Source organism: Mycobacterium marseillense (assembly GCF_010731675.1).
GTDB classification, from domain to species: domain Bacteria; phylum Actinomycetota; class Actinomycetes; order Mycobacteriales; family Mycobacteriaceae; genus Mycobacterium; species Mycobacterium marseillense.
Genome location: NZ_AP022584.1, coordinates 2427806 through 2451914, shown reverse-complemented (window position 1 = coordinate 2451914; position 24109 = coordinate 2427806). Strand labels below are relative to the sequence as shown.

28 protein-coding genes, 1 tRNA gene and 1 pseudogene are annotated in these 24109 nt (G+C 66.3%); 17 read left to right on the top strand and 13 right to left on the bottom strand.

Annotated features, from left to right (window positions below):
* Positions 1-2: 2 nt before the first annotated feature.
* Complete coding sequence (locus tag G6N26_RS25915; protein ID WP_163648777.1) at positions 3-1802, top strand: hypothetical protein; 1800 nt, start codon at positions 3-5, stop codon at positions 1800-1802.
* The gene (locus G6N26_RS11070; protein ID WP_163648683.1) at positions 1799-2263 is read left to right on the top strand and encodes a hypothetical protein; all 465 of its coding nucleotides are present in this window, start codon (positions 1799-1801) and stop codon (positions 2261-2263) included. Before G6N26_RS25915 ends, G6N26_RS11070 begins: the two co-directional genes overlap by 4 nt.
* A gap of 254 nt (positions 2264-2517) precedes the next feature.
* On the opposite strand, the gene G6N26_RS11060 is transcribed toward G6N26_RS11070, so the two are convergent.
* The 3 genes from G6N26_RS11060 to G6N26_RS11050 all read right to left on the bottom strand — a co-directional run bounded on the left by G6N26_RS11060 (position 2518) and on the right by G6N26_RS11050 (position 5480).
* Entirely contained in the window at positions 2518-3024 is a 507-nt protein-coding gene (locus G6N26_RS11060; RefSeq protein ID WP_083019579.1) for a DUF2505 domain-containing protein, read from the bottom strand.
* Between the two features lie 53 nt (positions 3025-3077).
* A complete protein-coding gene (locus tag G6N26_RS11055; protein WP_067174534.1) occupies positions 3078-3941 on the bottom strand; it encodes a phytanoyl-CoA dioxygenase family protein in 864 nt (287 codons plus the stop codon).
* A gap of 81 nt (positions 3942-4022) precedes the next feature.
* Positions 4023-5480 (bottom strand): phospholipase D-like domain-containing protein, encoded by a 1458-nt coding sequence (locus G6N26_RS11050; RefSeq protein ID WP_083019581.1) that lies wholly within the window; start codon positions 5478-5480, stop codon positions 4023-4025.
* Positions 5481-5606: 126 nt separating this feature from the next.
* Between G6N26_RS11050 and G6N26_RS11045 the strand changes: the two genes are divergently transcribed.
* The gene (locus tag G6N26_RS11045) at positions 5607-5966 is read left to right on the top strand and encodes a DUF732 domain-containing protein (protein ID WP_067174528.1); all 360 of its coding nucleotides are present in this window, start codon (positions 5607-5609) and stop codon (positions 5964-5966) included.
* Here G6N26_RS11045 and G6N26_RS11040 read toward each other — a convergent pair.
* The gene (locus G6N26_RS11040) at positions 5947-6951 is read right to left on the bottom strand and encodes an oxygenase MpaB family protein (RefSeq protein ID WP_083019583.1); all 1005 of its coding nucleotides are present in this window, start codon (positions 6949-6951) and stop codon (positions 5947-5949) included. The genes G6N26_RS11045 and G6N26_RS11040 overlap by 20 nt on opposite strands.
* Positions 6952-7048: 97 nt before the next feature.
* On the opposite strand from G6N26_RS11040, the gene G6N26_RS11035 reads away from it, so the two are divergent.
* Genes G6N26_RS11035 through G6N26_RS11020 form a run of 4 tightly spaced genes read left to right on the top strand, consistent with a single transcriptional unit; the run spans position 7049 to position 9256 of the window.
* Positions 7049-7645: a TetR/AcrR family transcriptional regulator gene (locus G6N26_RS11035; RefSeq protein ID WP_067174524.1), complete on the top strand. Its 597-nt coding sequence runs from the start codon at positions 7049-7051 to the stop codon at positions 7643-7645.
* Positions 7646-7659: 14 nt separating this feature from the next.
* Complete coding sequence (locus tag G6N26_RS11030) at positions 7660-7932, top strand: hypothetical protein (protein ID WP_067174520.1); 273 nt, start codon at positions 7660-7662, stop codon at positions 7930-7932.
* A 58-nt stretch (positions 7933-7990) separates the two neighbouring features.
* A complete protein-coding gene (locus tag G6N26_RS11025; protein ID WP_067174517.1) occupies positions 7991-8389 on the top strand; it encodes a DUF4267 domain-containing protein in 399 nt (132 codons plus the stop codon).
* Between the two features lie 39 nt (positions 8390-8428).
* Positions 8429-9256 (top strand): LLM class F420-dependent oxidoreductase, encoded by an 828-nt coding sequence (locus G6N26_RS11020; RefSeq protein ID WP_083019585.1) that lies wholly within the window; start codon positions 8429-8431, stop codon positions 9254-9256.
* 2 nt (positions 9257-9258) lie between these two features.
* Here G6N26_RS11020 and G6N26_RS11015 read toward each other — a convergent pair whose 3' ends face one another.
* From G6N26_RS11015 to G6N26_RS26420, 3 genes are all read right to left on the bottom strand, one after another.
* On the bottom strand, positions 9259-10722 hold the full coding sequence (locus G6N26_RS11015) for a protein adenylyltransferase SelO (protein WP_067174511.1): 1464 nt from the start codon (positions 10720-10722) through the stop codon (positions 9259-9261).
* A 47-nt stretch (positions 10723-10769) separates the two neighbouring features.
* Positions 10770-11336: a hemerythrin domain-containing protein gene (locus G6N26_RS11010; protein WP_067174508.1), complete on the bottom strand. Its 567-nt coding sequence runs from the start codon at positions 11334-11336 to the stop codon at positions 10770-10772.
* 236 nt (positions 11337-11572) lie between these two features.
* Positions 11573-11845, bottom strand: a complete 273-nt coding sequence (locus tag G6N26_RS26420) for a WGxxGxxG family protein (protein WP_082991528.1) — start codon at positions 11843-11845, stop codon at positions 11573-11575.
* 207 nt (positions 11846-12052) lie between these two features.
* On the opposite strand from G6N26_RS26420, the pseudogene G6N26_RS11000 reads away from it, so the two are divergent.
* Both G6N26_RS11000 and G6N26_RS10995 read left to right on the top strand, forming a co-directional pair.
* Positions 12053-12400: pseudogene (locus G6N26_RS11000) on the top strand (ferritin-like domain-containing protein); the annotation flags it as partial.
* Between the two features lie 163 nt (positions 12401-12563).
* Entirely contained in the window at positions 12564-13484 is a 921-nt protein-coding gene (locus G6N26_RS10995) for an HpcH/HpaI aldolase/citrate lyase family protein (protein ID WP_083019612.1), read from the top strand.
* Positions 13485-13487: 3 nt separating this feature from the next.
* On the opposite strand, the gene G6N26_RS10990 is transcribed toward G6N26_RS10995, so the two are convergent.
* A complete protein-coding gene (locus G6N26_RS10990; RefSeq protein ID WP_083019587.1) occupies positions 13488-14762 on the bottom strand; it encodes an HNH endonuclease in 1275 nt (424 codons plus the stop codon).
* A 46-nt stretch (positions 14763-14808) separates the two neighbouring features.
* On the opposite strand from G6N26_RS10990, the gene G6N26_RS10985 reads away from it, so the two are divergent.
* Positions 14809-15165, top strand: a complete 357-nt coding sequence (locus tag G6N26_RS10985) for a DUF488 domain-containing protein (protein ID WP_067174500.1) — start codon at positions 14809-14811, stop codon at positions 15163-15165.
* A 24-nt stretch (positions 15166-15189) separates the two neighbouring features.
* Positions 15190-15816, top strand: a complete 627-nt coding sequence (locus tag G6N26_RS10980; RefSeq protein ID WP_083019591.1) for a GNAT family N-acetyltransferase — start codon at positions 15190-15192, stop codon at positions 15814-15816.
* Here the strand turns inward: G6N26_RS10980 and crcB (G6N26_RS10975) are convergent.
* Together crcB (G6N26_RS10975) and crcB (G6N26_RS10970) are read right to left on the bottom strand one after the other, a co-directional pair.
* On the bottom strand, positions 15809-16189 hold the full coding sequence (crcB, locus tag G6N26_RS10975) for a fluoride efflux transporter CrcB (RefSeq protein ID WP_067174494.1): 381 nt from the start codon (positions 16187-16189) through the stop codon (positions 15809-15811). The two genes, G6N26_RS10980 and crcB (G6N26_RS10975), sit on opposite strands and share 8 nt — an antisense overlap.
* Positions 16186-16584, bottom strand: a complete 399-nt coding sequence (crcB, locus tag G6N26_RS10970) for a fluoride efflux transporter CrcB (protein ID WP_067174491.1) — start codon at positions 16582-16584, stop codon at positions 16186-16188. Before crcB (G6N26_RS10970) ends, crcB (G6N26_RS10975) begins: the two co-directional genes overlap by 4 nt.
* 102 nt (positions 16585-16686) lie before the next feature.
* Between crcB (G6N26_RS10970) and pgm the strand changes: the two genes are divergently transcribed.
* The 3 genes from pgm to G6N26_RS10955 all read left to right on the top strand — a co-directional run bounded on the left by pgm (position 16687) and on the right by G6N26_RS10955 (position 19720).
* Positions 16687-18330, top strand: coding sequence for a phosphoglucomutase (alpha-D-glucose-1,6-bisphosphate-dependent) (gene pgm / locus G6N26_RS10965; RefSeq protein ID WP_067174489.1), 1644 nt, complete (start codon positions 16687-16689; stop codon positions 18328-18330).
* Between the two features lie 92 nt (positions 18331-18422).
* Entirely contained in the window at positions 18423-19604 is a 1182-nt protein-coding gene (locus tag G6N26_RS10960; protein WP_067174486.1) for an MFS transporter, read from the top strand.
* Positions 19605-19644: 40 nt separating this feature from the next.
* Positions 19645-19720 (top strand) — tRNA-Ala (locus G6N26_RS10955).
* Between the two features lie 38 nt (positions 19721-19758).
* Here G6N26_RS10955 and G6N26_RS10950 read toward each other — a convergent pair.
* Positions 19759-19974, bottom strand: coding sequence for a hypothetical protein (locus G6N26_RS10950; RefSeq protein WP_169925537.1), 216 nt, complete (start codon positions 19972-19974; stop codon positions 19759-19761).
* 216 nt (positions 19975-20190) lie between these two features.
* On the opposite strand from G6N26_RS10950, the gene G6N26_RS10945 reads away from it, so the two are divergent.
* Complete coding sequence (locus tag G6N26_RS10945) at positions 20191-21234, top strand: dihydrodipicolinate reductase (protein WP_083019616.1); 1044 nt, start codon at positions 20191-20193, stop codon at positions 21232-21234.
* 145 nt (positions 21235-21379) lie between these two features.
* Positions 21380-21574 (top strand): long chain fatty acid-CoA synthetase Faa4p, encoded by a 195-nt coding sequence (locus G6N26_RS10940; RefSeq protein WP_067174482.1) that lies wholly within the window; start codon positions 21380-21382, stop codon positions 21572-21574.
* 50 nt (positions 21575-21624) lie between these two features.
* Here the strand turns inward: G6N26_RS10940 and G6N26_RS10935 are convergent, their stop codons facing one another.
* The gene (locus G6N26_RS10935; protein ID WP_372460818.1) at positions 21625-22071 is read right to left on the bottom strand and encodes a DUF5994 family protein; all 447 of its coding nucleotides are present in this window, start codon (positions 22069-22071) and stop codon (positions 21625-21627) included.
* A gap of 304 nt (positions 22072-22375) precedes the next feature.
* Between G6N26_RS10935 and G6N26_RS10930 the strand changes: the two genes are divergently transcribed.
* A complete protein-coding gene (locus tag G6N26_RS10930; protein WP_067174555.1) occupies positions 22376-22606 on the top strand; it encodes a hypothetical protein in 231 nt (76 codons plus the stop codon).
* A gap of 25 nt (positions 22607-22631) precedes the next feature.
* On the opposite strand, the gene G6N26_RS10925 is transcribed toward G6N26_RS10930, so the two are convergent.
* Complete coding sequence (locus tag G6N26_RS10925; RefSeq protein ID WP_083019593.1) at positions 22632-24077, bottom strand: aldehyde dehydrogenase; 1446 nt, start codon at positions 24075-24077, stop codon at positions 22632-22634.
* Positions 24078-24109 lie beyond the last annotated feature (32 nt).

The window sequence follows — 24109 nt, the reverse complement described above, 5'->3', positions numbered from 1 at the left end:
GAGTGGGGCAGCTGACCCCCAATGACGTCATACGTTGGGACCTCGGCGCGATCCAGAAGGTGTTCGAGACCGCCAACGGACGCGCCAACACCTTGCAGCTGTTGGGGGAGAACCTCCAGCAAGTGCATAACGTTCTCAGCGGATGGCAGGGAGAGGCCGGAGAGGCGTTTCGCTCTGACCTCGGTAAGGCTCGGCGCGACATCGAGGCCGACGGTCAGGAGTCGCAGCAGGTAGCCGCGGCGGTGGCGCGAGCCGAGGGGGATGTGCGCGCATGTAAGCGTGAACTCGAGGACATCGAGCGGGCCGCTGAAGCCAATGGCTGGACCATCACGCCGGATTGGCGAATAGATGTGGGCGACACATGGATTGGGCGCGATCCCATAGAGTTTGCCGCCCAACAACAGCTGCTGCAGGATCAACTCATTGCGTTGAATGTGCATGCCCACAGCGCCGATCACGAGCTTGCCGCTGCCGTCCGGTTTGCGGTGGGCGAGGTCCCGCTGGATGCCACCGGCCATTCGCCAAGTGGTGGCGCACCGCCACAAGGTCCGCCCAATCCGGCGACTGGTCGTAAGCCACGCACGTGGCAGGACATGTTGTTGCCGGATGGTCCCGCAGATGCTCGGCCGGACGGTGCCTCGCCGAACGGGCCGTCTGTTCCCGCGGGCACTGTGGGTAAGCCGCGGTCGTTGCAAGACATGCTGTTGCCGGCTGGCCCCGCAGGCGCGGGCCGCGGCGGTGTCCCGCCGCCGCGGCTGAACCCCGCAGACGTGGAGAGCTTCAAGGCTATGGCGCGCCAGACCATGATTCGCGACGGTGTGCCGCCGAATCAGATCGAGGCACGTCTGAATGGCGTTGTGAGCCAGGCGCAGCGGTGGATCGACAATGGGATGCCCAACTACGTTCCTCCCGAGCCAAAGGCCCCGCCGCCACCGGGTTTCTCCGAAGGCTTCAGTGACCGCTGGTTCGCGACCGAACAGGGGATTAAAAACCTTTTCGGCCAGGGAGGTCCGGGAGCGCCGAGTGTGGTCAAGTCATGGGAGCAGATGCTCAAGGGCACTGCCGCGACGGCCCTGAACCCCGTGGGCACCGGGCTCGCGGAAATCAAGAGCGCAATGGACTCCCCAAGTCTCGCTTACTATTTGGGCGGCGAGACCTCCGACGCTGCCACCACGCTGCCCACGATGCTCTTCGGCGGTGAAGGGGCGGCCGTCGCACGGGCGGGGAAACTGGCGGACATTGGCGCCGTGCTCGACACCGGCCCCGCGGTTTCGTCGCACGTACCGATGGGCTTCGATCACCCCTTCGGCTACAACCCGTGGGCCGATCAAACAGCAACGGATCTCACCTACGCACATCTGCATGGAGAGCCCACGTCGGGACTCAGCCGACAACTCGCCGACATGTCGACTCACTATGTCGGTGCCAACCCAGACCGAGTCGTGCTCGGCAAGTTCGACGGCCACGAAAGTGGCTACATCGGCGAGGCCAGAGCCCACGGTGGGATTTACTTCGATACCGGAGACCCAACGTGGGACGCCCTCACTCAAGGTCTTCTCAAACCCCAAGCCCAAGCCCTCACCTGGCAGGTTAACGAACAGTTCCTCCGCACACAGATGGAGAGCGGCGTGCCTCGGATCGAGTACCATTTGCCACAACAATTCAGTAGCGTTGAAGAGCTCATGGCCTTGGATGCGAATTCCTTCTCAGCCAAAGAAATCGCGTTCTTGAAGAGCAGCGCGGAGGCATACGGCTACCGCCAAATCGGAAATGCGTGGGTGCACGTTATGGGTGAGCAGTGATGACGCAAGAGTTTTTGTCCGGAGTTCGGTCCATCGTCGAGCCGTTGTTGAATGAACTGGGTTTTCAGCAGGACGGGTACGACGACGTAGACGAAAGCGACCCGGAGGCACGCGATGGCAGTCGGCGGGGCTCCGTTGTGTTCTTCCGATCGGACGATTGCAAGATCCAGGTTTATGAGTCGACACGAGACGGTTCGATCAATTGTATGATCGCCCCGCTTGACGCGCCCAACACATTTGGCCCATACGACCAGTCGGGGAATTGGCAATACCTACCTAGGTTTGCTATCCGGCAAGGCGTTCCGCTCGACGAAATCATGAAAGATAATCTAGCAGTGGATTTCCCGACGACTATTCAGTTGCTTGAGTCGGTCCGAAGTCGCATCGAAAAGTATTATCCTGTCGCGCATGTCGGTGTGCTCGAAATGGAGGGGCCGGACTTCTGGAACCGAAGCCAGTGATCTCCCGCTCGCGCGATTTCTCCAGCGATCAAACGTGGCCTCCACATCAGGACAGAACCTCCCGACGGCGGCCCCATGATCTGGCCCGCTTGCGCGGCCGCATAGCCTTGCTCGTAACGGCTGTATAGGCCGTGTCGAAGTCGGTGCCGCCGCGCGCTTGCTGACAGACATGGGTGGCTCCCATCGAGCTGTGGTGGTATCGCGGCGCGAAACAGCCTGTTGCCGTGGCTGATGCCGGACGTCGTAGCGAAGTTTTACGTGTTTTCGGCAATCCACGTAGTGGTGAAGCGCAGCATCTCGGGGATGCCCTCGGCCAATCCGGCCCCGATGGATTTCTCGAGTTTGCCGCCCACCAAAGGAAGTTTGACGTTCACCTGAAGGGCGGCACGCAGTTGCGAACCGCTGTCATCCATCGGCGCCAGCCACGTGTCCGCATGGCCTGATCCCAATCCGCCGGAGGCGGACACGTTGACCCGCCCACGTACCTGACGATGACCATCCGGGCGCCACATCTCGGTCTGCACGATCTTCACCTCGCCGGTAACGAATTTGGCGACCAGTCCGGGCAGGATCTGACGACCGATGCGTTGGGTCGTGCTCACCGTCACCGTGCCGTCGGCCTCGGCCACCAATGAGTCCAAGGTGGTCTCGGCGGCACCGGCCGCGATGCGGGCCAGCCAATAGTCCTCGCGACCGAAGGCGGCATGAATCTGCTCAACGCTGGCGGGCGACTCGGTCAGGACGTCGAATGAGCGCGACATTCAAACCATTCTTGCAGAGGCGGATCGTCCGAAGCGGTGAAGCCGCCCCGCGGCTACGCCTCAGGACCAGATCCCAACAGCCGCAATGGATGCAAGCCATCGACGTTGCCGACGAACGGCGGGTGGATGCTGTAGCCGATCATGCGGCGAATGTCATCGGAGACCGTTCGCGCGAGGTCGCGCGGCATCGACAACGTATAGGCCTCCATAGGCCGCAGCCACGGTTCACAGTATTGCGCGGTGATCGCCAGCCGCTCGTGGGCAGTGTTGTTGGCGCCTCCGCCATGCCACAGGGTGCCGACGAAGAAGACGCACGAACCGGTGGGCATGACGACGGGCAACGCCTGATCCGCGGAGCCCGGACGGCGCTTGCCCCACCGGTGGCTGCCCGGGTACAGGACCGTGGCGCCGTTGTCGGCGGTGAAGTCGTCGATCGCCCAGATCGTGGCGGCCGCCAATGGCCCGCGCGGACGTGGAATCGGGTAGAAGCCGTCATCATGGTGAGCCAGCTGCGCGGCCTCGCCGGGCTGAATGTTGATGGCCTGCAACGCCGACAGCAGATAATTGGGCATCAGCAACCGGTCGAGCGCCGCGAGTACCCGCGGATGGTCGACAAGCCGATCACACACCCGCGTCCTGCTCAGCACGCTGTAGATCCGCTGGGTGCGCCGGCCTTCGAAGGAGTTGCGTCCGGTATGCCCGAGCCACGGCCGGACGGTCTCACGAATCTGCGCGCATTCCTCGGCGCTGAGCAGGTTCTCCCAAATGACGTAGCCGTCACGATCGAGCGCCGCCATGTCGGCTTCGGCGATCGCGCTGTCGACCGAGCTTCCGCCCGTCGCCGTCCGCTTGTACCGCTGCGCCAGATCGCCCCGAAGGTCCTCCAACGTGGTGACGGATTCGTCGTCGATGCTCATGGGTGCTCGTCCTTAGTCCACTGGCACTTCTGCCCACACTAGGCCGACTCGGACGCGGCTCCTACCCAAATCGCCGTCGCGTTAGCCGCGAAGACCGGTGATGAAGCGTTGCACGCTTCGGCTCAACGACCGCGGCACATGGTCGGGGTCCATCAGCTCATTCTCGGCCAGCGGGCCCGCCTCATTGGCGACGGTGCGCTCGGTGAAGGGCCGCAACGTTTTGCCCTCGCCGCGCAGTGCCTCGACGGCCTTGTGCACCGATCGGTGTTCGGCGATCGCTTCTTCGAGCTCGCCGGGCGCCATGCCGAGGTGCTCAGCCACCAAACTGTTTCGCACGGAAGCGATTTCGCGACGCACGTCGTCATGCTCGGAACGGTCCGGGTGCGCTTCGATGGCCAGGTCGCATTCGCTGTCGAACCCCATCGAGCGATTGTTGAAATTCGATGACCCGATCCGCAGCAGTCGATCGTCGACCACCAGCACCTTCGAGTGAATGTAGATCGGGGCGCCACGGTCGGTCACCGGCCAGTAGATGCCCAGCCGGTCATGCTCGTCGGCTTCCCAGAGCTGTTGAAGCAGGCGGTGGCGAGCGCTGTCCATCGTTCCCCGCTCGAGCGGATTGTTGCCCTTACGGGCAAGCACGATGACGATCTCCGGGCCGTCGTCTTCCCGCAGCCGCGCGGCCAGTGCCTCGGCGATGGTGCGCGACGCCAGGTATTGGTTCTCCACATAAATCGTGTCGCGGGCACTCGCTATGGCCGCAAGGTTGAGGGCCTCCACCTCGCGGACCTCGGGGCGATCGTCGAGTTCGGGCAGGGTGAGCGCGATTCCGACGTCGACATTGCACAGCGTCGGTTCCAGCTTGCCGGGCCAGGCGCTGTGGCGTGCCTGGACCGGCGCCAACGATTGTTTCGTCGCCGTCTGCCACCGCGCCAACGCCTGCTCGCCAAGAGCTCGCGCCGCGGCGCCGTCGACGGCGGCCCCGACGTCGTGCCGTGGTCCGTAGCCGCGGCCCCCCGTGCGGCGCTGCCGGTTGACATGCTCGTGGGCGCGGGTGTCCCATCGGTCAAGGGTGAGGTCGATGCCACCGCAGAACGCCACCGCGTCGTCGACGACCACGATCTTCTGATGATGCACCGAGCCGAGCGGGTGGACTCCGTCGATGGCGAAATGCATTCGCTTACTGCTGATCTGGTTTACCAGCGATACCGGCGCGAGCCCGAACCAGAGGCCATCGAACGCCGGGAGCAGCCGCAGGTTCGACTTCAGCAGGTAGACATCCAGGCCCGGCCGCTTCCACAACATCCAATACAGGAAGGTGCCCAGCTGGTTCGGGCCGGGCAGCGTCTTGTCGCCGCGCTCGAACGTCACCCGGGAGTCGAAATCCCAGCCGATCAGCATGATCCGGTGGCGGGCACGCAGCATCGCCGCCTTGACGTGCTTGAAGTAGTCCGCCGCATCGACGATGGGGGCGAACCTTTCGGCTCGCGCCGCGCGCCAGCACGTCTGGCCGGGAGTCAGCAGGCGATCGTCGTGCACGCTGGGGCTCTCAACGATGTCGACGGGGCAGCGCGGACATAGCCACTGTGTACCACACCCAGGCTCTTCGCCCAGGTTGCCCGGGTTGCCGGCGTGCGTGCCACGGCCTTATACGAAGATGAAGCCATGCGCATCCTTGTAGTGCTTGCGGGCCTCGTCGCCGTCATCGGCGCGGCCGCGCCGGCGCACGCCGATCCGGCCGGCAATTCGGCCTCCGATGTGAGCTTCCTCGCCGCCCTCAACAAGGCCGGCATCACCTATCAGAGCCCGGCCACCGCCGTCGGGGTGGGCAAAAGGGCATGCGAGCTGATGGACCAGGGGCACCCCCAGGTCGACGTCATCCACAACGTGTCGTCGAGCAACCCGGGCTTCACGGTGGACGGCGCCGCCCAGTTCACCATGATCGCGGCGAGCGCCTACTGTCCCCAGCACCTGGGGCAGCCGGTCACTGAGGCCCCGTCGGGCGCTACACCGACTGGAAGCTGAGCTCCACCTCGGAGCGGGTGCGGACCTGATCGGTGCCGGGCACGTAGGACGGCACGGTGTGGGGGACGGTGGTGCCTCCCCGGACCCTGGCCTGGGCCTGCCGGAACTCCGGCGTCGGGCCCGCCGCGGCATTGATCCCGTTGATGATTGACCACACCGCGGTACGACGGGCGGTGCGTTCGATGATGTTGCAGTCACGGTGCTGAAGGAGTTGCTTGGCCCATTTCGGCATCGTGTCGCGAATGGCCCAGTCCACGGCGGCCTGCGGCATGGCGACGTTGGGACCGGTGCCCATCGCTTTCCCGTGGGTGACAGCCAATTTCGGCAAGTACGATTCCAGGCACTCGAGCGTCTCGGCCTTGGTGGCCGGCAGATCGGTGCCACCCAGGGCATGCCCGACCCGAACGAACTCGCCGTAGTAGCGGTCGAGTTTCTTGCCGCGCAACGGCATTGGGTGATACATCTCGTGCGCGGTGGCCAGCCCCCAGACGACCGTCGCGTAGTTCCAGCGCAGCCACTCGGGATCGTCGGCGTCGTAGCGGGCTCCGTCGGGGCGGGTGCCCTTGATGGTGTGGTGCATCGCGCGCACCGATGTCGCCAGGCGCTCCGCGGTTTCCGTCGACCCATACGCCGTGCCGATGAAGAAGGCGACCGAGTGGCCCAGGCGCGTCGCGGCGCCTTCGGGGTCGATCTGCGGCACGTGTGATATCGGATTTCCGTTGCTGTCGCGCTTGATCAGGCGCGAATGGTGCATGCCCATCCAGTAGATCGACGGGTCCAGGGACTCCATGAACGCAGCGCAGTACAGGCCGAAGATCAGCGCGGGCAGGTGCGAATGCACGCGCCACACGGCGCTGTCGGGACCGAACCAGCCCGGATCGCCGACGGGCGCGGCGAACTCCATGCCGCGGAAGAAGCGGCGCCGCATCGTGTCGTCCAACCGCTTATTGATCATCTGCCCGACTATCTGGTGTGGCAGGAACACGAAAGCACTCCCTCGGATTTTGGTCACGACTGTAACCAGAATATGTTTTGGTTACAGGTGTGACAAGACCCGTGCCATGTCGACCTACGCTGTAGGGATGTCGAGTCCCACCCGGTGGGCCGGTGTGCCGCTCAAAGACCGCCGCGCCGAGCGTCGTGCGCTGCTCGTCGAGGCCGCCTATCGCCTGTTCGGCAGCGCCGGGGAGGCGGCCGTCTCGGTGCGCTCGGTCTGCCGGGAATGCGGATTGAACACGCGATATTTCTACGAGAGCTTCGGCGACACCGACGATCTGCTCGGGGCGGTCTACGACCTGGTGAGTGACCAGCTCGGCGAGGTGATCGCCGCCGCCATCGAGGAGGCGGGCGAATCGCTGCGGGCCCGGACCCGCGCCGGCATCGCGGCCGTGCTGGGCTTCTCCTCGGCAGACCCGCGCCGCGGCCGCGTGCTGTTCACCGATGCGCGCACCAACCCGGTGCTGGCCGCCCGGCGCCGCGCCACCCAGGACATGTTGCGCCAGGGCGTGCTGACCGAGGGCTGGCGCCTCAACCCGGGTTCCGATCCTGTGGCCGCCGAGGTCGCCGCGGCGATGTACACCGGCGCGATGGCCGAGCTCGCCCAGCAGTGGCTCGCGGGTCATTTGGGCAGTGATCTCGACGCGGTCGTCGATTACGCTTTGAAGCTGGTGCTGCGGTAGCGGGGAGTGCGGTGATGGGCGATATCGAACACGCGATGGACCCGGTGCGCCGCATCCTCGGGCACAAGGTCAGCGTCGGCGCGCTGATCGAGCTGGCGGTGTGGCTGGCGATTCCCTATCTCTGTATTGGGTTCGCGTGGACCGTTTTCCATCCCGAGCAGACCCAGCGAATCCAGACAAGGATAGAAATGGTGTCGCCCACCGCGGCCGACGCCGTCGCCTTCGGGGTGGCCACGGTGCTGTGGCCGGCCGCGCTGCAGATCGCCGCCGCGTGTCCGGTGCCATGACCGATTTTCGGATCGAATGCGTGCGCGAGAGGGCGGTTTGCTCCTAGGCTCTCAGACCATGTCAATCGACCGGTTCGGCCTCTCCGCGGGCACCATTCGGCTTGCCTCTGGCGTTTCGTTTCTCGTTGATCCCCTGCGCGCAAACAAGTTGTGGGGCGATCCCGAGGAGCCGACGCCGACGGCGCGACTGTTGTTGCGCTCGATGGGTTACCGCGACGCGCTGATCGGTGCCCTGCTTGCGGCCGCGGCCCTGCGCGGCAAGAACACGCGCGGCTGGTTCCTGGCCTCCGCCGGGGCCGACGTGGCCGACCTGGTCGGTGGGATGAGCGTGCACAGCGAGTTGAAACCCTCTCAGCAACTGATCGGCCTGGGCGGCGCCGCCGTCGGGATCGCCACCGGGCTGTGGGGCGCGGTGCGTCCAGCCAAGCGGACCGCCGAAGCGTCGGCGCCCGCCTGAGCGCTGACAGCCGAGCGCGGATGCGGTTGACTAAGCGTCATGGGCTTCGGTGTGCTGACATTTGTTACCGACGAGGGCATTGGTCCGGCGGACCTGGGGAAGGCGCTCGAGCAGCGCGGTTTTGAATCGCTCTTTCTCGCCGAGCACTCCCACATCCCGGTCGACGCGAAAACTCCGTACCCGAGTGGCGGCCCGATCCCGCGCAAGTACTACCGCACGCTGGATCCGTTTGTGGCGCTCACGGCTGCTGCGGCCGTCACTGAGAGGCTCGTGGTAGGCACCGGCATCGCCCTTGTGCCACAGCGCGATCCGATCCACACCGCCAAGGAGGTGGCCTCACTGGATCTGGTGTCACAGGGGCGGCTCCGTTTCGGTGTGGGCGTGGGATGGCTGCGTGAAGAAATCGCGGACCACGGTGTCGATCCCGCGGTGCGGGGACGCGTGGTCGACGAGCGCCTGGACGCGATGATCCAGATCTGGTCGAACGAAAAGGCGGAATTCCATGGTGAATTCGTCGATTTCGATCCGATCTACAGCTGGCCCAAGCCCGTGCAGCAGCCGTATCCGCCGCTGTACCTGGGCTGTGGGCCCGCCGGCTTCAAACGCATCGCCCGGCTCAACGCGGGGTGGCTCTCGATGACGGGTTCGGCACAGCAGTTGTCGCCTCAGCTGCACCAACTGCGCGAGCTGGTCGGCCAGGACGTGCCGGTGATCCACTTCCACGGTGGCAAAGCGACGGCAGCAGCGCTCGAGGGCTACCGAGATCTGGGATTGCAACACGTGCTGGTGGACCTGCCCACCGAACCCCGCGACCAGACACTGAGACGCCTCGACGCATTGCAGGCCGAGTTCGCCAAGCTAGCGTAAGGCTAAGTGCCGCAAAAGGTTTGGTACTTGCCGAAGTCTTCGGGCGCGGGGCTGGCGTAGCGCTCCAAACCGGGCCGCTGCGCGTACGGCTCGGTCACCGCCGCCAGGAGCCCCTCGAGGGGGGCCAGGTCGCCGTCGGTCGCCGCGGTGAGGGCCTCCTCGACCAGATGGTTACGCGGGATGTAGATCGGGTTGGCGCGATCCATCGCGTCGGCGTCGGGGCCCAGGGCCTGCCAGCGCGCCAGCCAATCGTCAAAACCGGCAAGGTCCATGAACAGTCCGCGCGCGGGCTCGGCATCACCGCGCGCCGCCCGGCCGAGCCGGCGGAAGAACGACGTGTAGTCGACGTGGTTCTGTTTGAGCAAAAGGAGCAGTTCCTCGATCAGCGCCGCGGCGAATTCGGCATCGGCCTCTGCGGAGAGGCCGAGTTTGGCGCGCATCCCGGATGCCCAGACCGCGTCGTAGCGGGCTTGGAACACCCCGAACGACTGCTCCGCCATCGCGATGGCCTCCTCGGTGCTGTCCGACAGCAACGGAAGGAGAGTCTCGGCGAAGCGCGCGAGGTTCCAACCGGCGATGGCAGGCTGGTTGCCGTAGGCGTAGCGGCCCCAGAAATCGATCGAGCTGTAGACCGTATCGGGGTCGTAGGCCTCCATGAAGGCGCAGGGCCCGTAGTCGATCGTTTCGCCCGAGATCGTCGTGTTGTCGGTGTTCATCACGCCATGAACGAATCCGACCAACATCCACTGGGCGACGAGCTCAGCCTGGACCGCGACGACCGCTTCGAACAACGCGAGGTACGGGCGTTCGGCTTCGGCGGCGCCGGGATGGTGGCGGGCGATCGCGTGGTCGGCGAGCCGGCGCAGCAGGTCCTTGTTGCCGGTGGCCGCCGCGTACTGGAAGCTGCCCACCCGCAGGTGGCTGCTGGCCACGCGGGTGAGCACGGCCCCCGGCAGTGTGGTTTCGCGATAGACCGGGCGCCCGGTGCCGACCACGGCCAGCGAACGCGTCGTGGGCACGCCCAAAGCATGCATCGCCTCGCTGACGATGTATTCGCGCAGCATCGGCCCCACCGCGGCCAGGCCATCCCCGCCCCGGGCGAAGGGCGTGGCGCCAGAACCTTTCAGATGGATGTCGCGCAACCGCCCGTCGGTGTCGACGAGCTCGCCGAGCAGCAACGCGCGCCCGTCCCCCAGTCGGGGGACGAAACCGCCGAACTGGTGGCCGGCATAGGCCTGGGCGACGGGCGCGGCCTCGTTGGGCACCAGATTGCCCGTCAAGAAGCCCAGTCCTTCGTCGCTGCGCAGCCAGGCGGCGTGGAGCCCGAGCTGTTCGGCGAGCCGGTCGTTGAGCACGAGCAGCCGCAACTCGGGGAACGTCTCGGCTTGCCACCGGACCGCCATTTCCGGCAATTCGCGGAAGAACCGGTCTTGCAGGGCGACGGTGGTGTCCGGGGCAACGCTCATTTGATCGAGCCTACGGAAAATCGCACGGCGTCGATCGCCTTGTGGTCCTACCCGAGAGCTTTCCCGAGGAGGTCGCGGGCGCGATCGAGCATGGAGGCGAACGGGCCAAGTGCGAAATTCAGCTTTGCCGATTCGACACCGGGGTGGGGGTGAGTCGGCGCGATGGCCTCGGCGGCGCGTACCGCCGCACCCATGCGCTTGAGATCGTCGGAGTCAAGCTGCTTCTGAAGCACCGGGAATTCCTCGGACTCCTCCTGCTTGGCGTGCTCGAGCACCGCTTCGCGCAACTTGGTGAGTTTGTCGATGAACTGTTGCGAGGTGACGTCGAGCTGTTCGATCTGTGAGAGCAGCTCCTTTGCCTCATGCTCTTCTGTCAGGCGAGCGTCGACGACCGCATCGCCGGCACCGGTTTCCTTACGTGCGCGCGGATGGACCACCATCTCCTCGGCGGTTTCGTGGACCGCCAGCAATTGGCGCAGCGCTGCGAAGGGCTCTTCACGCGCTTTCGGATCCGTAGCGTGCAGCACTTGGTCAAACATGTCCTCGATGAGGTTGTGCTGCGCTTTCAGGAACGCGACGACCTCGTCGGGCGACTGGATAATCATCTCGGCCATCGCCGATACCTCCTGGCTTGGGAGTTGTGAAACGCACGCTGGCCTGTGTGCGGCTTGTCAAGGCATACCCGCTGCGTATGCACCCAAACGCCGCCTTCGCGGTGCTGCACGCTCTCCATGGTCCGCACCGAAACGACATCCCTTGAGGGGCAATGTGTTCCGGTAAGGGGGTGGACAACCCGTCGGATCCCCGTCAGGCCCGCGGCCTTGACGGGGATCCGGGGGTCAGCGAATGGTTAGACGCCGCGGTCGCGAGGGGTGGTCGGCCTCACGCCGGTGCCAGTCACAGCGTCCTTCCGCCGCATCAATCCGACGAGTCCGCCCAAGCCGAGGAGGCCAACGAGTCCCCACAGCCCGCTGTTGTCACTGTGTTGATCATTGTTGTTGTCCGCCAACGTTGTTGTGGTGGGCGAGGGCGCCGGAGCGCTCGGACCCGCGGCATTGGCGACACCCGCACCACCGAACAACAGCGCCCCGGTGGCCGAAACGATTGCAATGGTCCTACGCATATTTACTCCTAATGGTTTTTCCCGGTCGAGTCCAGATGGCCGACCGAGATGCGATTGGGGACCAGGATGCTCTAGTCTCCGCAGGAAGCCGCGCGCGACCGACGGCCGCAACGCGCGAGGGGTGAACTACCCCGCACAGCCACGGCGAAACTCGACGCTCGGGAGCGTTTCGTTTGCTGGCCGGTCAGCAATTCGCCGGTCCGGTGAGGCGCTCATGCCGGTGACGTGGCGGCGAAAGCGCTGACCGCGTCGCGCAACGCCGCGCTTGACGTCGCCGAGAAGGTCACGCACAACGAGGGAGCCCGGCAGACCGCGAATGCGCTGCATTCGGCACGCGTCGCCGTGGGAGTGCTCAATGCCGCCGAGCTGCCCATCGCCGACTACGACGAGCTCAACGTCAGCGACGCAGCGACCGCGGTCAAAGATCTCGCTAATCCAAGCGACGTACGGGCGATCATCGCCTACGAAGAGGCGAACAAGAATCGTCAGTGAGTTGTCTCGGCCGCTCAAACGCGTGTCGCAGCGATCGCGCAAGAGGTTGTCGGGATCAACTAGCCGGGCATCGAGTTTCGCGGAACGGCCGCTCGGGCGAATTCTCACTCTCCCAGGCGGCCGTGTCGTCGTTGGGCGGGTTACCCGGCCGATGTTATGGGACATCGCTACGGTTGAAGGGCACACGCCCACCATCGACAAACACGAGAAGACGACAGATCAGCTGATGTACGAACAGGTCAACAGCAGCGCCCCCGAATCCGAGGACGTCGGCTCTCGCATCGACCCGGTACTGGCCCGAAGCTGGTTACTGGTCAACGGCACGCATGCCGACCGATTCCAGTCCGCGGTGGACTCACGCGCCGACATCGTCGTTTTCGACATCGAGGACGCGGTCGCGCCCAAGGACAAGCACGCCGCGCGAGAGAACGTGGTGAGTTGGCTGGCCACCGGCAACGTCGACTGGGTCCGCATCAACGGCTTCGGCACCCCATGGTGGGCGGACGACCTGGCCGCCCTGGCCACCACGCCGGTGGGTGGGGTGATGCTGGCGATGGTCGAATCGGTCGACCATGTCACCGAGACCGCGAAACGGCTGCCTGACGTGCCGATCGTGGCCCTGGTCGAAACGGCCCGGGGTCTGGAGCGCATCACCGAGATCGCCGCGACCAAGGGCACCTTCCGGCTGGCGTTCGGCATCGGGGACTTCCGCCGCGACACCGGTTTCGGGGACGACCCGGCGACCCTGGCCTACACGCGATCTCGCTTCACCATCGCCTCCAAGGCCGCCGACCTGCCCAGCGCGATCGACGGCCCGACCATCGGTTCCAACCCGCTGAAACTGATCGAGGCCACGGCGGTCTCCACTCAGTTCGGGATGACCGGCAAGATCTGTCTGACTCCCGACCAGTGCGCCGTCGTCAATGAGGGTCTGTCACCGTCGCAGGACGAAATATCATGGGCGAAGGAGTTTTTCGCCGAGTTCGAACATGACGGGGGAGAGATCCGCAACGGCTCCGATCTGCCGCGCATCGCGCGGGCGACCAAGATCCTCGAGCTGGCTCGCGCGTACGGCATTGAGGCTTTGGACATCGACGAGGAAGAACGCGATCATCCACCCGCGCCGTCGGACACCTACCACTACTGAGCGCTAGGCGGCGTGTCGCGCTAGTGCGACACCGACGCGGACTTCGAGCTTGCTTATCGTGATCGCGGGTCCGCGGGGCGGGGCCGTCGAACGGTAGGTTTTTCCGGTCGGCGTCATGAAAAGTGCTGTATGGGTGTGGGATTCGTCGACGCTGGTGCGTACCTTCCATCCCGCGTTTTCCTTGACGTAATTGCAGTGCTCGCACAATCCCTGACCGTTGTCCGCCGTGGTCGACCCGCCGTTCGCCCACGGTTGCGCGTGGTCGCGGTGCCTGATCGGCGCGTCGCAGTAGGGAGTGCGGCAGCGTTGATCGCGTAGCCCGATGAACACGGCCAGGCCCTGCGGGAATAGTCGTGACCGTGACTCCATCGCCACCAGTGCTCCGGCCTCGGGATGCGTATAGAGCCTGCGCAGGGTCGCTCGCGAACGCCGATCGGTCACGGCGCCGCCGATGAGGTTGCGGGCCACCGCTGCCGGGATGGGGCCGTAGCCGCAGACGTCGGCGGGGGCGGTGCCGCCACCCAGTAGCGATTCGTCGGAAAGCACAAGGTTGACCGCGACCGGCGTGGGGATCGTCGCGCAGCGGCCGGTGACCCTTTCCACCAAGGTGTCCGCCATCACCTGTCCGCGCGGCCGTCCGTCGCCGCACGTGTCCGCTTCGCGGCGCAGCGTTGCGTATACCGAAACCCCTTGGGCCACCGGCAATAATGCGGTGACATACGTCATGGTGTCGGGCGCCGGCCGGATGGTGACCGTGCGGTCCTCCTCGGCCTTGGCCGCCCGCTCGACGACGGCATGCGGATCGAGCCGGTAGGCGATCGCCTTGGCGGCCGCGGCTACGCGCGCATCGCCCATGCCGTCCAGGGTCGCCGGGTCGGAACACATTTCCGCGTCCAAGGTGCGGCGGTCCTCGACGTCCAGGCATGCGCTTTCGCGCACGATCAGCGTCGCCCGCCACTCTGACAGCGCCCCACATTCCAGGGCCGCCAGGGTATGCGGCATCTCGTGCACGAGGGCTTTGGCGAAACCCAGGTGCCGGCCGCCCCGCGCGGGGGAGTCCCGTCGCGCGAGGGCGACCTCGCTGGCCACGCCGCGACCGCGCCGCGCGGCGGGCACCCCGGTGGCCGCTTCGGCGGCTCGCCGTGCCGCGTCCAGGGCGGCCGCCGCCCGGGCCTGGCCGGCGGCCGCCGCGGACTTGATCGTCTCGAGCTCGGCGATGCGTTCCACCAGCGCCGCTTCGTCGGCTGCCGGATCTACGACCGCCAGTGCCTCGAACATATGTTCGAGTATGCCACGGATATGCGCCGCTCGCTACCCTGGGCATGTGACCCCCAGAGGGCGGATTCGTGTGGCGCGGGTCTACGACGACGTCAGCCCCGACGAGGGTCAGCGTGTGCTGGTAGATCGCGTCTGGCCGCGCGGTGTGCGCAAAGACGACCCGCGGGTGGGCGTCTGGTGCAAGGAGGTCGCACCATCGAAGGACCTCCGCGAGTGGTACCAGCACCGAGCCGAACGCTTCGACGAATTTGCCGCGCGCTACAGGGCCGAGCTGCGCGGCAGCGCCGCGCTGGCGGAGCTGCGCAAGCGTGCCAAGCGGGGTCCGGTCACGTTGGTCACCGCCACCCGCGAGGTGGACATCAGCCAGGCGGCCGTCCTGGCGAAGCTCCTCAGAGCGCAGTGAATCCAGTCGACCTCGGACGCAGAAATGAATGACGCCGAATCCATCCTCCCGCGGGAATTGACCGATCTTCCCGAGCGGATCCGCAGCGTCCCGCCGCCGCCCATTCCGGACCTGCCCGAGCCGTATGGGTTGCGTCTTGCCGAGCCGGACGCCGACGCCGAGATGATCGCCGAGTGGATCAGCCGCCCGCACCTGGTCGAAGCCTGGGAGTCCCACTGGCCGGTGGCGCGGTGGCGTCGCTACCTACGGGCGCAGCTTGACGGCGGCTTTTCTCGTCCGCTCATCGCGACGCTGGACGGCACCGACCGCGCATACATCGAAATATACAGGGCGGCAAAGGATTCCATCGCTCGACGCTACGACCATGACCCCCACGATTTGGGTCTACACGTCGCTATCGCGGATCTGGACTACATCGAACACGGACACGCCGGTTACCTGCTGCCGCATCTGGTGATCAGCATCTTCACGCTCGACCCGCGTTGTCGCCGCATCATGTTCGATCCCGACCACCGCAATGCGTTGGCGCGCAAGTTCTGTGAGCGTGGCGGCTGCGCATTCCTCGGCGAGCACGACATGGCGAATCGGCGCATGGCGCTGTACTCGCTGCCGCGCGCCCCCGACGACGTCCCGCGCACCCGACTCAGATGAGTTCGGCGAGGTGCTGCCCGACGAACGCCGCGGCCAGGCCGAACACGACGCTGACGACGATATTGGCGAGCGACGAGCGCAGTTGGCGCTCCTCGCCGAGTCGCTGCGTTTCCAGCATCCACGTCGAAAACGTGGTGTAGGCGCCGACGAAGGCCGTGCCGGCCAGTAGGGCCGCCTCCCTGTTCAGGGCCAGGCCCCCGAGAAAGCCGAGAAGCGCTGCGCCGCTGATGTTCACGACGAGGGTGCCGAACGGGAACGGCCGGGATGCCCGGCGCGCGACCGCACGGTCGACGACAAAGCGCAGCACCGATCCGACGCCGCCGATAACGGCGACGCCCAGCCAGACCAGGGTCGTCGTCGCTGCCGCGGTCATCGGCGCACCCGGACCCGGCGCACCAACTTGGTGGCCAGATGCACCGCCAGCAACCCCAGCACGATGCTGGTGACGGTATAGCCGGCGGCCAGCCCCCAATGGCCGTGTTCGATCATCCGCACCGTCTCGACCTGCATCGTGGAGAAAGTGGTTAAACCACCGCACAATCCGGTGCCGAGCAAAGGGCGCCGATAGCTCGATGTCGGCAACCGCTCCAGCAGTCGGGTGGTGAAGTAACCCACCAGGAAGGCACCGACGACGTTGACCGTGAACGTCGGCCACGGCCAGCTCGCCGGGTTGTCGCCGGCGAGGGCGCTCAGCGCGGCACGGGCCGCCGACCCCAGCGCCCCACCGGCAAACACCGCGGCCAATTCGCGATAGTCCCGTTGCGCCACTGGCGTCGATTCCCTTCGTTTGCCGGTGCGCTACGCAGCGTATGGCGGGAGTCCGGACCGGCGCAGGCCGGGGGGATGCGGACACGGGCAGAATTGGTAAGCATGGTGGCCAACCCTCGCGCCGGTCAGCCGGCCCAGCCCGAAGACCTTGTCGATCTGCCCCACCTGGTGACGGCCTACTACTCGATTCAGCCCGATCCCGGCGACGTCGCGCAGCAGGTCGCGTTCGGCACGTCGGGGCATCGCGGGTCGGCGCTGGCCGGCGCGTTCAACGAGGCCCACATCCTGGCGATCACCCAGGCCATCGTCGAGTACCGCGCCGCTCGCGGCACCACCGGCCCGTTGTTCATCGGCCGGGACACGCACGGGCTCTCCGAGCCGGCGTGGGTCTCGGCGCTGGAGGTGCTGGCCGCCAACGGAGTTGTGGCCATGATCGATTCCCGCGATCGGTACACGCCGACCCCGGCCGTCAGCCACGCCATCCTCACCTACAACCGCGGTCGCACCGATGCACCCGCCGACGGAATCGTCGTGACGCCGTCCCACAACCCGCCCTCGGACGGCGGCTTCAAATACAACCCGCCCAATGGCGGCCCGGCCGATACCGACGCGACGGACGCGATTGCCAAGCGCGCCAACGAGATTCTGCGCGACGGGTCGGGCGTCAGGCGCATTCCGCTGGCCCGCGCGCTGCAGACCGCACAGCGCCACGATTACCTCGGTAACTATGTCGACGATCTGCCCAACGTGGTCGACATCGATGCCGTGCGTGCGGCCGGGGTGCGGATCGGCGCCGACCCCCTGGGCGGGGCGAGCGTGGACTATTGGGGAGAGATCGCCACACGGCACCGCCTGGACCTGACCGTGGTCAATCCGCTGGTCGACGCGACGTGGCGGTTCATGACGCTCGACCACGACGGCAAGATCCGGATGGATTGCAGCTCGCCGGACGCGATGGCCGGGCTCATCCGCGCGATGTCCGACAACCCCGGCCGCTACCAGATCGCCACGGGCAACGACGCGGACTCGGACCGCCACGGCATCGTCACCCCCGACGCGGGGCTGCTCAACCCGAACCACTACCTGGCGGTGGCCATCGAGTATCTCTATACGCATCGGCCGTCGTGGCCGGGCGGCATCGCGGTCGGCAAGACCGCGGTCAGTTCGTCGATGATCGACCGAGTGGTCGCCGGCATCGGCCGCAAGCTCCTCGAGGTGCCGGTCGGCTTCAAGTGGTTCGTCGAGGGCCTGATCGAGGGCGGCATCGGGTTCGGCGGCGAGGAATCGGCCGGGGCGTCATTCCTGCGGCGCGACGGCTCCGTGTGGACCACCGACAAGGACGGCATCATCCTGGCCTTGCTGGCCTCGGAGATGCTGGCCGTCACGGGATCGAGCCCCTCGCAGCGCTATCAACGGTTGACCGCCGAGTACGGCACCCCGTTCTACGCGCGGGTCGACGCGCCGGCCGACCGCGACCAAAAGGCCCGGCTGGCCAAGCTGTCCGCCGACCAGGTGACGGCAACGGAACTGGCGGGGGAGCCCATCACCGCCAAGCTGACCGCGGCACCCGGCAACGGCGCCGCATTGGGCGGATTGAAGGTGACGACGGCCAACGCGTGGTTTGCCGCACGACCCTCGGGAACCGAGGACGTGTACAAGATTTATGCGGAATCTTTCAACGGAGAAGAGCATTTAGCGGAGGTGCAAGAAACTGCGCGCGAGGTAGTTAATAAAGTCATTGGGTGACCCTTTCCCTCCGCCTTACCCGTCCGGGGGGACGCACGTCGCGTTCGACCCGTCTGCCGCGCGAAGTTTGGATCCTTAGCTGGGCAAATATCGTGGTCGCGCTCGGTTACGGGGTCATTTCACCGGCGCTGCCGTCTTTCGCCCGCAGTTTCGGGGTCAGCATTAAGGCGGTGACTTTCTTGGTCACCGTCTTTTCGTTGGCCCGGCTGTGTTTTGCGCCGGTCAGCGGGCAGCTGGTGCAGCGGCTGGGAGAGCGGCGCATCTACATCGGCGGCATGGTGATCGTCGCGGTCTCCACCGCGGCGTGTGCGTTTTCCCAGGCTTACTGGCAATTGCTGGCTTTCCGCGTCATCAGCGGCGTCGGCTCGACAATGTTTTATGTCTCGGCCCTGGGCCTGATGATCCATATCAGCCCGCCCAATGCGCGCGGACGGGTCGCGGGCCTTTTCACCACGTCGTTCATGGTGGGCGCGGTGGGCGGCCCCGCCGTCGGCGCCTTGGCGGCCGGTTGGGGGCTCACGGCACCTTTCATCGTGTACGGCGTCGCGTTGCTCGGGGTGGCGGTGGTGCTGTTTTTCAGTTTGCGGAATTCGGCCCTGGCCGCGCCGGGGCCGCCGACACGGTCGACGGTGACGATGCGGGAGGCGTTGCGCTTCCGCGCCTATTGGTCGTCGTTGGGGGCCAATTTCGCGACCGGCTGGTCGGCGTTCGGCCTTCGCGTCGCCCTGGTCCCGTTGTTCATCACCGACGTGATGGGCCGCGGCGTCGGCATCATCGGCATCGCGCTCGCGGCGTTCGCCGGGGGCAACGCGCTGGCCATGATCCCCAGTGGCTACCTGTCCGACCGGATGGGGCGCCGCACGCTGATGATCGTGGGCCTGGCGCTGTCCGGCGCGGCGACCATCTTCTTGGGCGCGGCGTCGTCGTTGCCGAGGTTTCTGGTCGCCGCGGTGGCGGTCGGCGCGGTCACGGGCATCTACATGTCGCCGATGCAGGCCGCGGTCGCCGACATCCTGGGCAGCGAGGCGCGCGCGGGCAGCCCGGTGGCCGCGGTGCAGATGATGTCCGACCTGGGCGCGATCGTCGGGTCCATGACGCTGGGCTGGGTCGCCGAGAGGTTGAGCTACGGCTGGGGTTTCACTATCAGCGGCGTCGTGCTGCTGATCGCCGCGGTCGGCTGGGTGGTGGCGCCGGAAACCCGGACGGTGCCCGTCCCGGAGCCCGAACCGTTGCCGTCTCCGCACACGTTGAATCTTCCTGAGCAGCAACTTTGAAGGAAGGTTAGCGGTGGTGTAGCTTCGATGAGCACGACTTGGGGCTATGGCGCAGCTGGTAGCGCACCACACTGGCAGTGTGGGGGTCAGGGGTTCGAGTCCCCTTAGCTCCACCAAGAAGAAGGCGCGCAGCGCGCCAATCGACGTCGCGGAGCTAGCAGAATGCGGCGGTCAAGAAACTCCCGCCGGCCACGAGCGCAATGACGAGCGCGGCGGTCTCATGTCCCGTCGACGCCGCGGCGACGACGCCGGCGACTGCGCAGATGAATATCGTGACAGCCAGAAGCGCCATGAACAGCCGGTGCGAACTGACGGCTGCGCCAGAACGAGGCGTGACCATGGCCTTGTTCGTACGATCCACGCCCACCATGAAATCTCCTAGGTTGTGACGCCCGCAACATATCACAGCTAAATGTGGTCTGCATCACACAACGCGCGGCGCGAGGCGATTCGGAAGCTGCTCGGCAGCGCTTCGTTACCATCGCCTAGTTCGACAAGGACATCGAAGCGTCGTGAAGAGGCTGAGTTGACTCATCAATCGCCCATCGAAGTCATCGTGTGGGGCACCGGTGCGGTCGGCCGGGAGATGATCACGACGATCATCGACCACCGGCCCGATCTCCAAATCGTCGGTGCCCGAGTGTATTCGGGTGATAAGGACGGAGCCGACGTCGGCGCGTTGGCCGGGCGCAACCCCATCGGTGTCTCGGCGAGCACCGACGTCGGCAAAATCCTTGCGCTGCAGGCCGATTGCGTCCTCTACGCCCCGCGCCGTACCAGCATCGACGATGTCTGCACCCTGCTCGCGAGCGGCAAAAACGTTGCCACCACTTCGTTCTTGTTTCATCCCCGGCGCTTGGCACCATCTGATGCCGAGCGCCTTCTCGACGCCTGCCACCGCGGCCGCTCCACCGTGCACGGCAGCGGCCTGAACCCCGGCAACCTTTCCGGCGTTCTGCCGCTGGCGTTGTCGGGAATGAGTCGCACCATCGACAAGATCACCGTGCAAGAGCGGGCCGACTGGTCGGTGTACGAGAGCACCTCGATCACGTTCGACGGCATGGCATTTGGCCAGCCCGTCGAAATGATCAGCCCGACGGCCAACGAGTTCCTGGCGTTCAACAGCGCACTGTTCACCGAGCAGGTGTGGTTTCTCGCCGATGAACTGAACGCCGGCATCGACGAGGTCGGCGCCACGGTGGAGGCGGTGCCCGCCCAGGCCGATCATCAGGTCTTCGATCACGTGCTGCGCGCGGGAACCACTGCCGGACAACGGTGGAGATGGTCCGGACGGCGCGATGGCGAGGTCCTCGTCGAGATCGAAACCCTGTGGACCGTCGGCGGCGAGTATCCCGGGCATTGGCCCACCCCGGAGCACGGCTGGACGTTGACCATCGAGGGCGACCCGTCGATGCGGGCCCACTTCTTCTGCCTGGCCAGCTTCAGCCGCTCGGCAGGCATCGAGGAGCACGTACGTTCGGCGAGCGTGGCCACCGCCATGCAGGTTCTCAACGCCGTGCCGGCGGTCTGCGCGGCGCCCGCGGGCTTCGCGACCATGGCAGAGCTGCCCCTGATCCGCAGCCACACCGGGTTCGGCAACGCCGTTATCCGGCGGAGATCCACCAATTAGGTTTTCGTCTCGAGGCGCATTAATCTAGCCCGCGGTTCGATTGCGACTCAGGAAAGCAGCCATGCCTGTTCAGCCCACTTTGCTGCGCCGACAAGCGTCGCGCGGCGCCCGTCGACAGCGACTCGCCCCCCGCGTGAAGTGCCCGATGGTCGGTCAGTGCTTCGACGTCGAGGTCACCCGCGACGCCGACGGATGGATGGTACGGATTCCCGAGATCGGCAGGTCCACCCGCGCCACCGGCCGCACCGCCGTGGAGCTGGCGGCGCGCGCCTGCATCGCAACGTGGACCGGCATCCCCATCGGCTACGTCGCCGTCTTCGTCGTGAGCGAAAGCGCTTAACGGCGAATCCCCGCGGAACTACCGCCCCGTGGACCGCTGCAGAAGTCGGTTCAGTGAAGGCCGGCGGCGCGTTGTTGTCGGGCGGCCTGCAGGATCGAGCCGGCGGTGACAAACGCGGGTTTGTCGCGGTCGTTGGCGTCGACGGGCAGCCCGGCCGCGCGACGCAGCACCATCAGCGCAAGCGCGCTGTATGTCGTATAGGGAACGATCAAAAGGTTCACCCGCGCCTCGCTGCCGATGAACGTCATCACGTGCTGGCGTTTGTGTTCCCATCCGTGCCAGTTGAAGTCGGGCGGTCGTTGTAGAGGCGGCCAGTTGACGTTGACGGAGCAGATGTCTCCCAGCAGGGGTGTCAGTGCCACGACAAGTCCGGGCAGTTCGTTGGTGATGCGGTCCGCGCGCGGCCACCACGCCCCGTCGATGTCGCCGCCTAACTCGCGGGATACCGAGAGCCGGACGGGGACGGCTGCGCGCCGGCTCGCCCGCATATACGTCATCGTCTGACAAATCTGGTGGGGACCAACGTCACCAATAGCGCCGTGCGATACACAGATTTCCCTAGGTTGGCATCGCTCGTCCGCGGTCGCGTGGCGAGTGGAGGAATCACATTGCCTCTGGGTGTCCTCTGCGCCCATTGCGGTGAATCACCGCTGACAACGAAACGGCTCACGCTCGACGCTACCCCACCACCGGGGTTTGAGCGCTATGCGAGGGAGCCGGGGGCGGCGCGGAACCCGGACGCGGCTTGCCCGACGCGAGCCGGAAATCGCATTCGGGGCGAACAAGAGGAGGATGGATGTCATGTCCACACAAAATTGGTGCGACGCACCCGAGATTCACCCGTCGCAGATCCGCGTCGGCGACGTCATCGGCACGCGGCGCCCCACTGAATTGCGCCTTACCGTCAAGATGATCAGTGGTCCGCAGAGCGATCCGCGGCAGTGGACATTTTTCAGCCGTGACGACAACGGCCAACAGCGCACCAGCACGTTCGGCGAGGATGACGTAGTTCGCAGATACTCCAAAGCTTGACCACAACGGCCAAGAGCGGCAGGACTTAGGGTACCGCCGCGACCGCGATCGACTTCGTGTCCAGGTAGCTGTCGAGGCCTTCGGGACCGAGCTCTCGGCCGTAGCCGCTGCCCTTGACGCCCCCGAACGGCGCGAAGGGATCCATGGTGTAGCCCTGGTTGACGCCGACGGTGCCGGTGTGGATGCGGGTCGCGATCGCCAGCGCACGGTCGGTGTCGTTGCTCCACACCGAGCCGGCCAGGCCGTAGTCGGAATCGTTGGCGATCGCCAGCGCCTCCTCGTCATCGCGGTAGGGGATGACCGTGATGACGGGCCCGAAAATCTCTTCCCGGGCGATGCGCATGGTGTTGTCGGCCGCCGCGAACAGCGTGGGCCGGACATACCAGCCGCGGTCGAGGCCGTCGGGCATGTCGGCGCCGCCGACCACGACGCGCGCCCCCTCGTCCTGACCGATCCGGATGTAGTCGCGAACGCGCTGCTGCTGGCGCCGGGACGCCAACGGGCCGAGCTGAGTGTCGGGATCGTTGGGATCGCCGACGCGAAGGCCCGTCATTTCGGCCGCCAGCGCGTCGACGTACTCGTCGTGGCGCCCCTGGGGCACCAGCACACGGGTGAGCGCATTGCAGATCTGGCCGCTGTTGGACAGGCTCGCGGAGCGCACCCCGGCGGCCACCTTGTCGGGCGCCGCGTCGTCGAGAACCAGGGCGGCCGACTTGCCGCCGAGTTCCAGGCTGACTTTGGTGAGGTTGGCCGCGCACGATGCGGCGACCGCCCGCCCGGCGGCAGTGGAACCGGTGAACGACACTTTGTCGACGCCGGGGTGGGCGACGAGGTAGGCGCCCAGCGCGCCGTCGCCCGGCAGGATGCCGACCACCCCCGGCGGCAGGCCGGCTTCGGCGATCATCTCGCCTAAAAGCAATGCGTCCAACGGGCTTTCGGGGGCGGGCTTGAGCACGACCGTGCAGCCGGCCAAGAGCGCGGGCACCAGTTTGGTGACGATGAGGAACTGGGGCATGTTCCAGGGCACGATCGCCGCGACGACGCCGACGGGTTCCTTGCGGACGTGCACGTCGCTCCCGAAGAACCCCGGCCTAATCTCCTGCCACGGATGACGTTCGGCCAGGTCGCAGAACGCGCGCATCATGAATGCCGGCAGCCCGACCTGGGCGCGCTGGGCGAAGCTGATCGGGGCGCCGATCTCGGCCGTGATCGTGGTGGCCATCTCGGCGCGGCGTCCGTCGTAGATGTCGGCCAGGCGTCGGATCGCGGCGATCCGTTCCGCCGGCTCGCTGCGGCCCCACGACCCGAACGCCGCCCGCGCCGCCGACACCGCCGCGTCGACGTCGTCGGATCCGGCCGCATTGACCTCGGCGATCGGTTCCTCGGTGTGCGGCGAGATGACGCGCAGCACGCCGGCCCGTGGCCGCGCCCCATCGCCGCCGACGATTTGCAGTGCGGGGTTGTGGTCCATCCGCGCCTCCCGGGGCCAGTATCAACTACTTG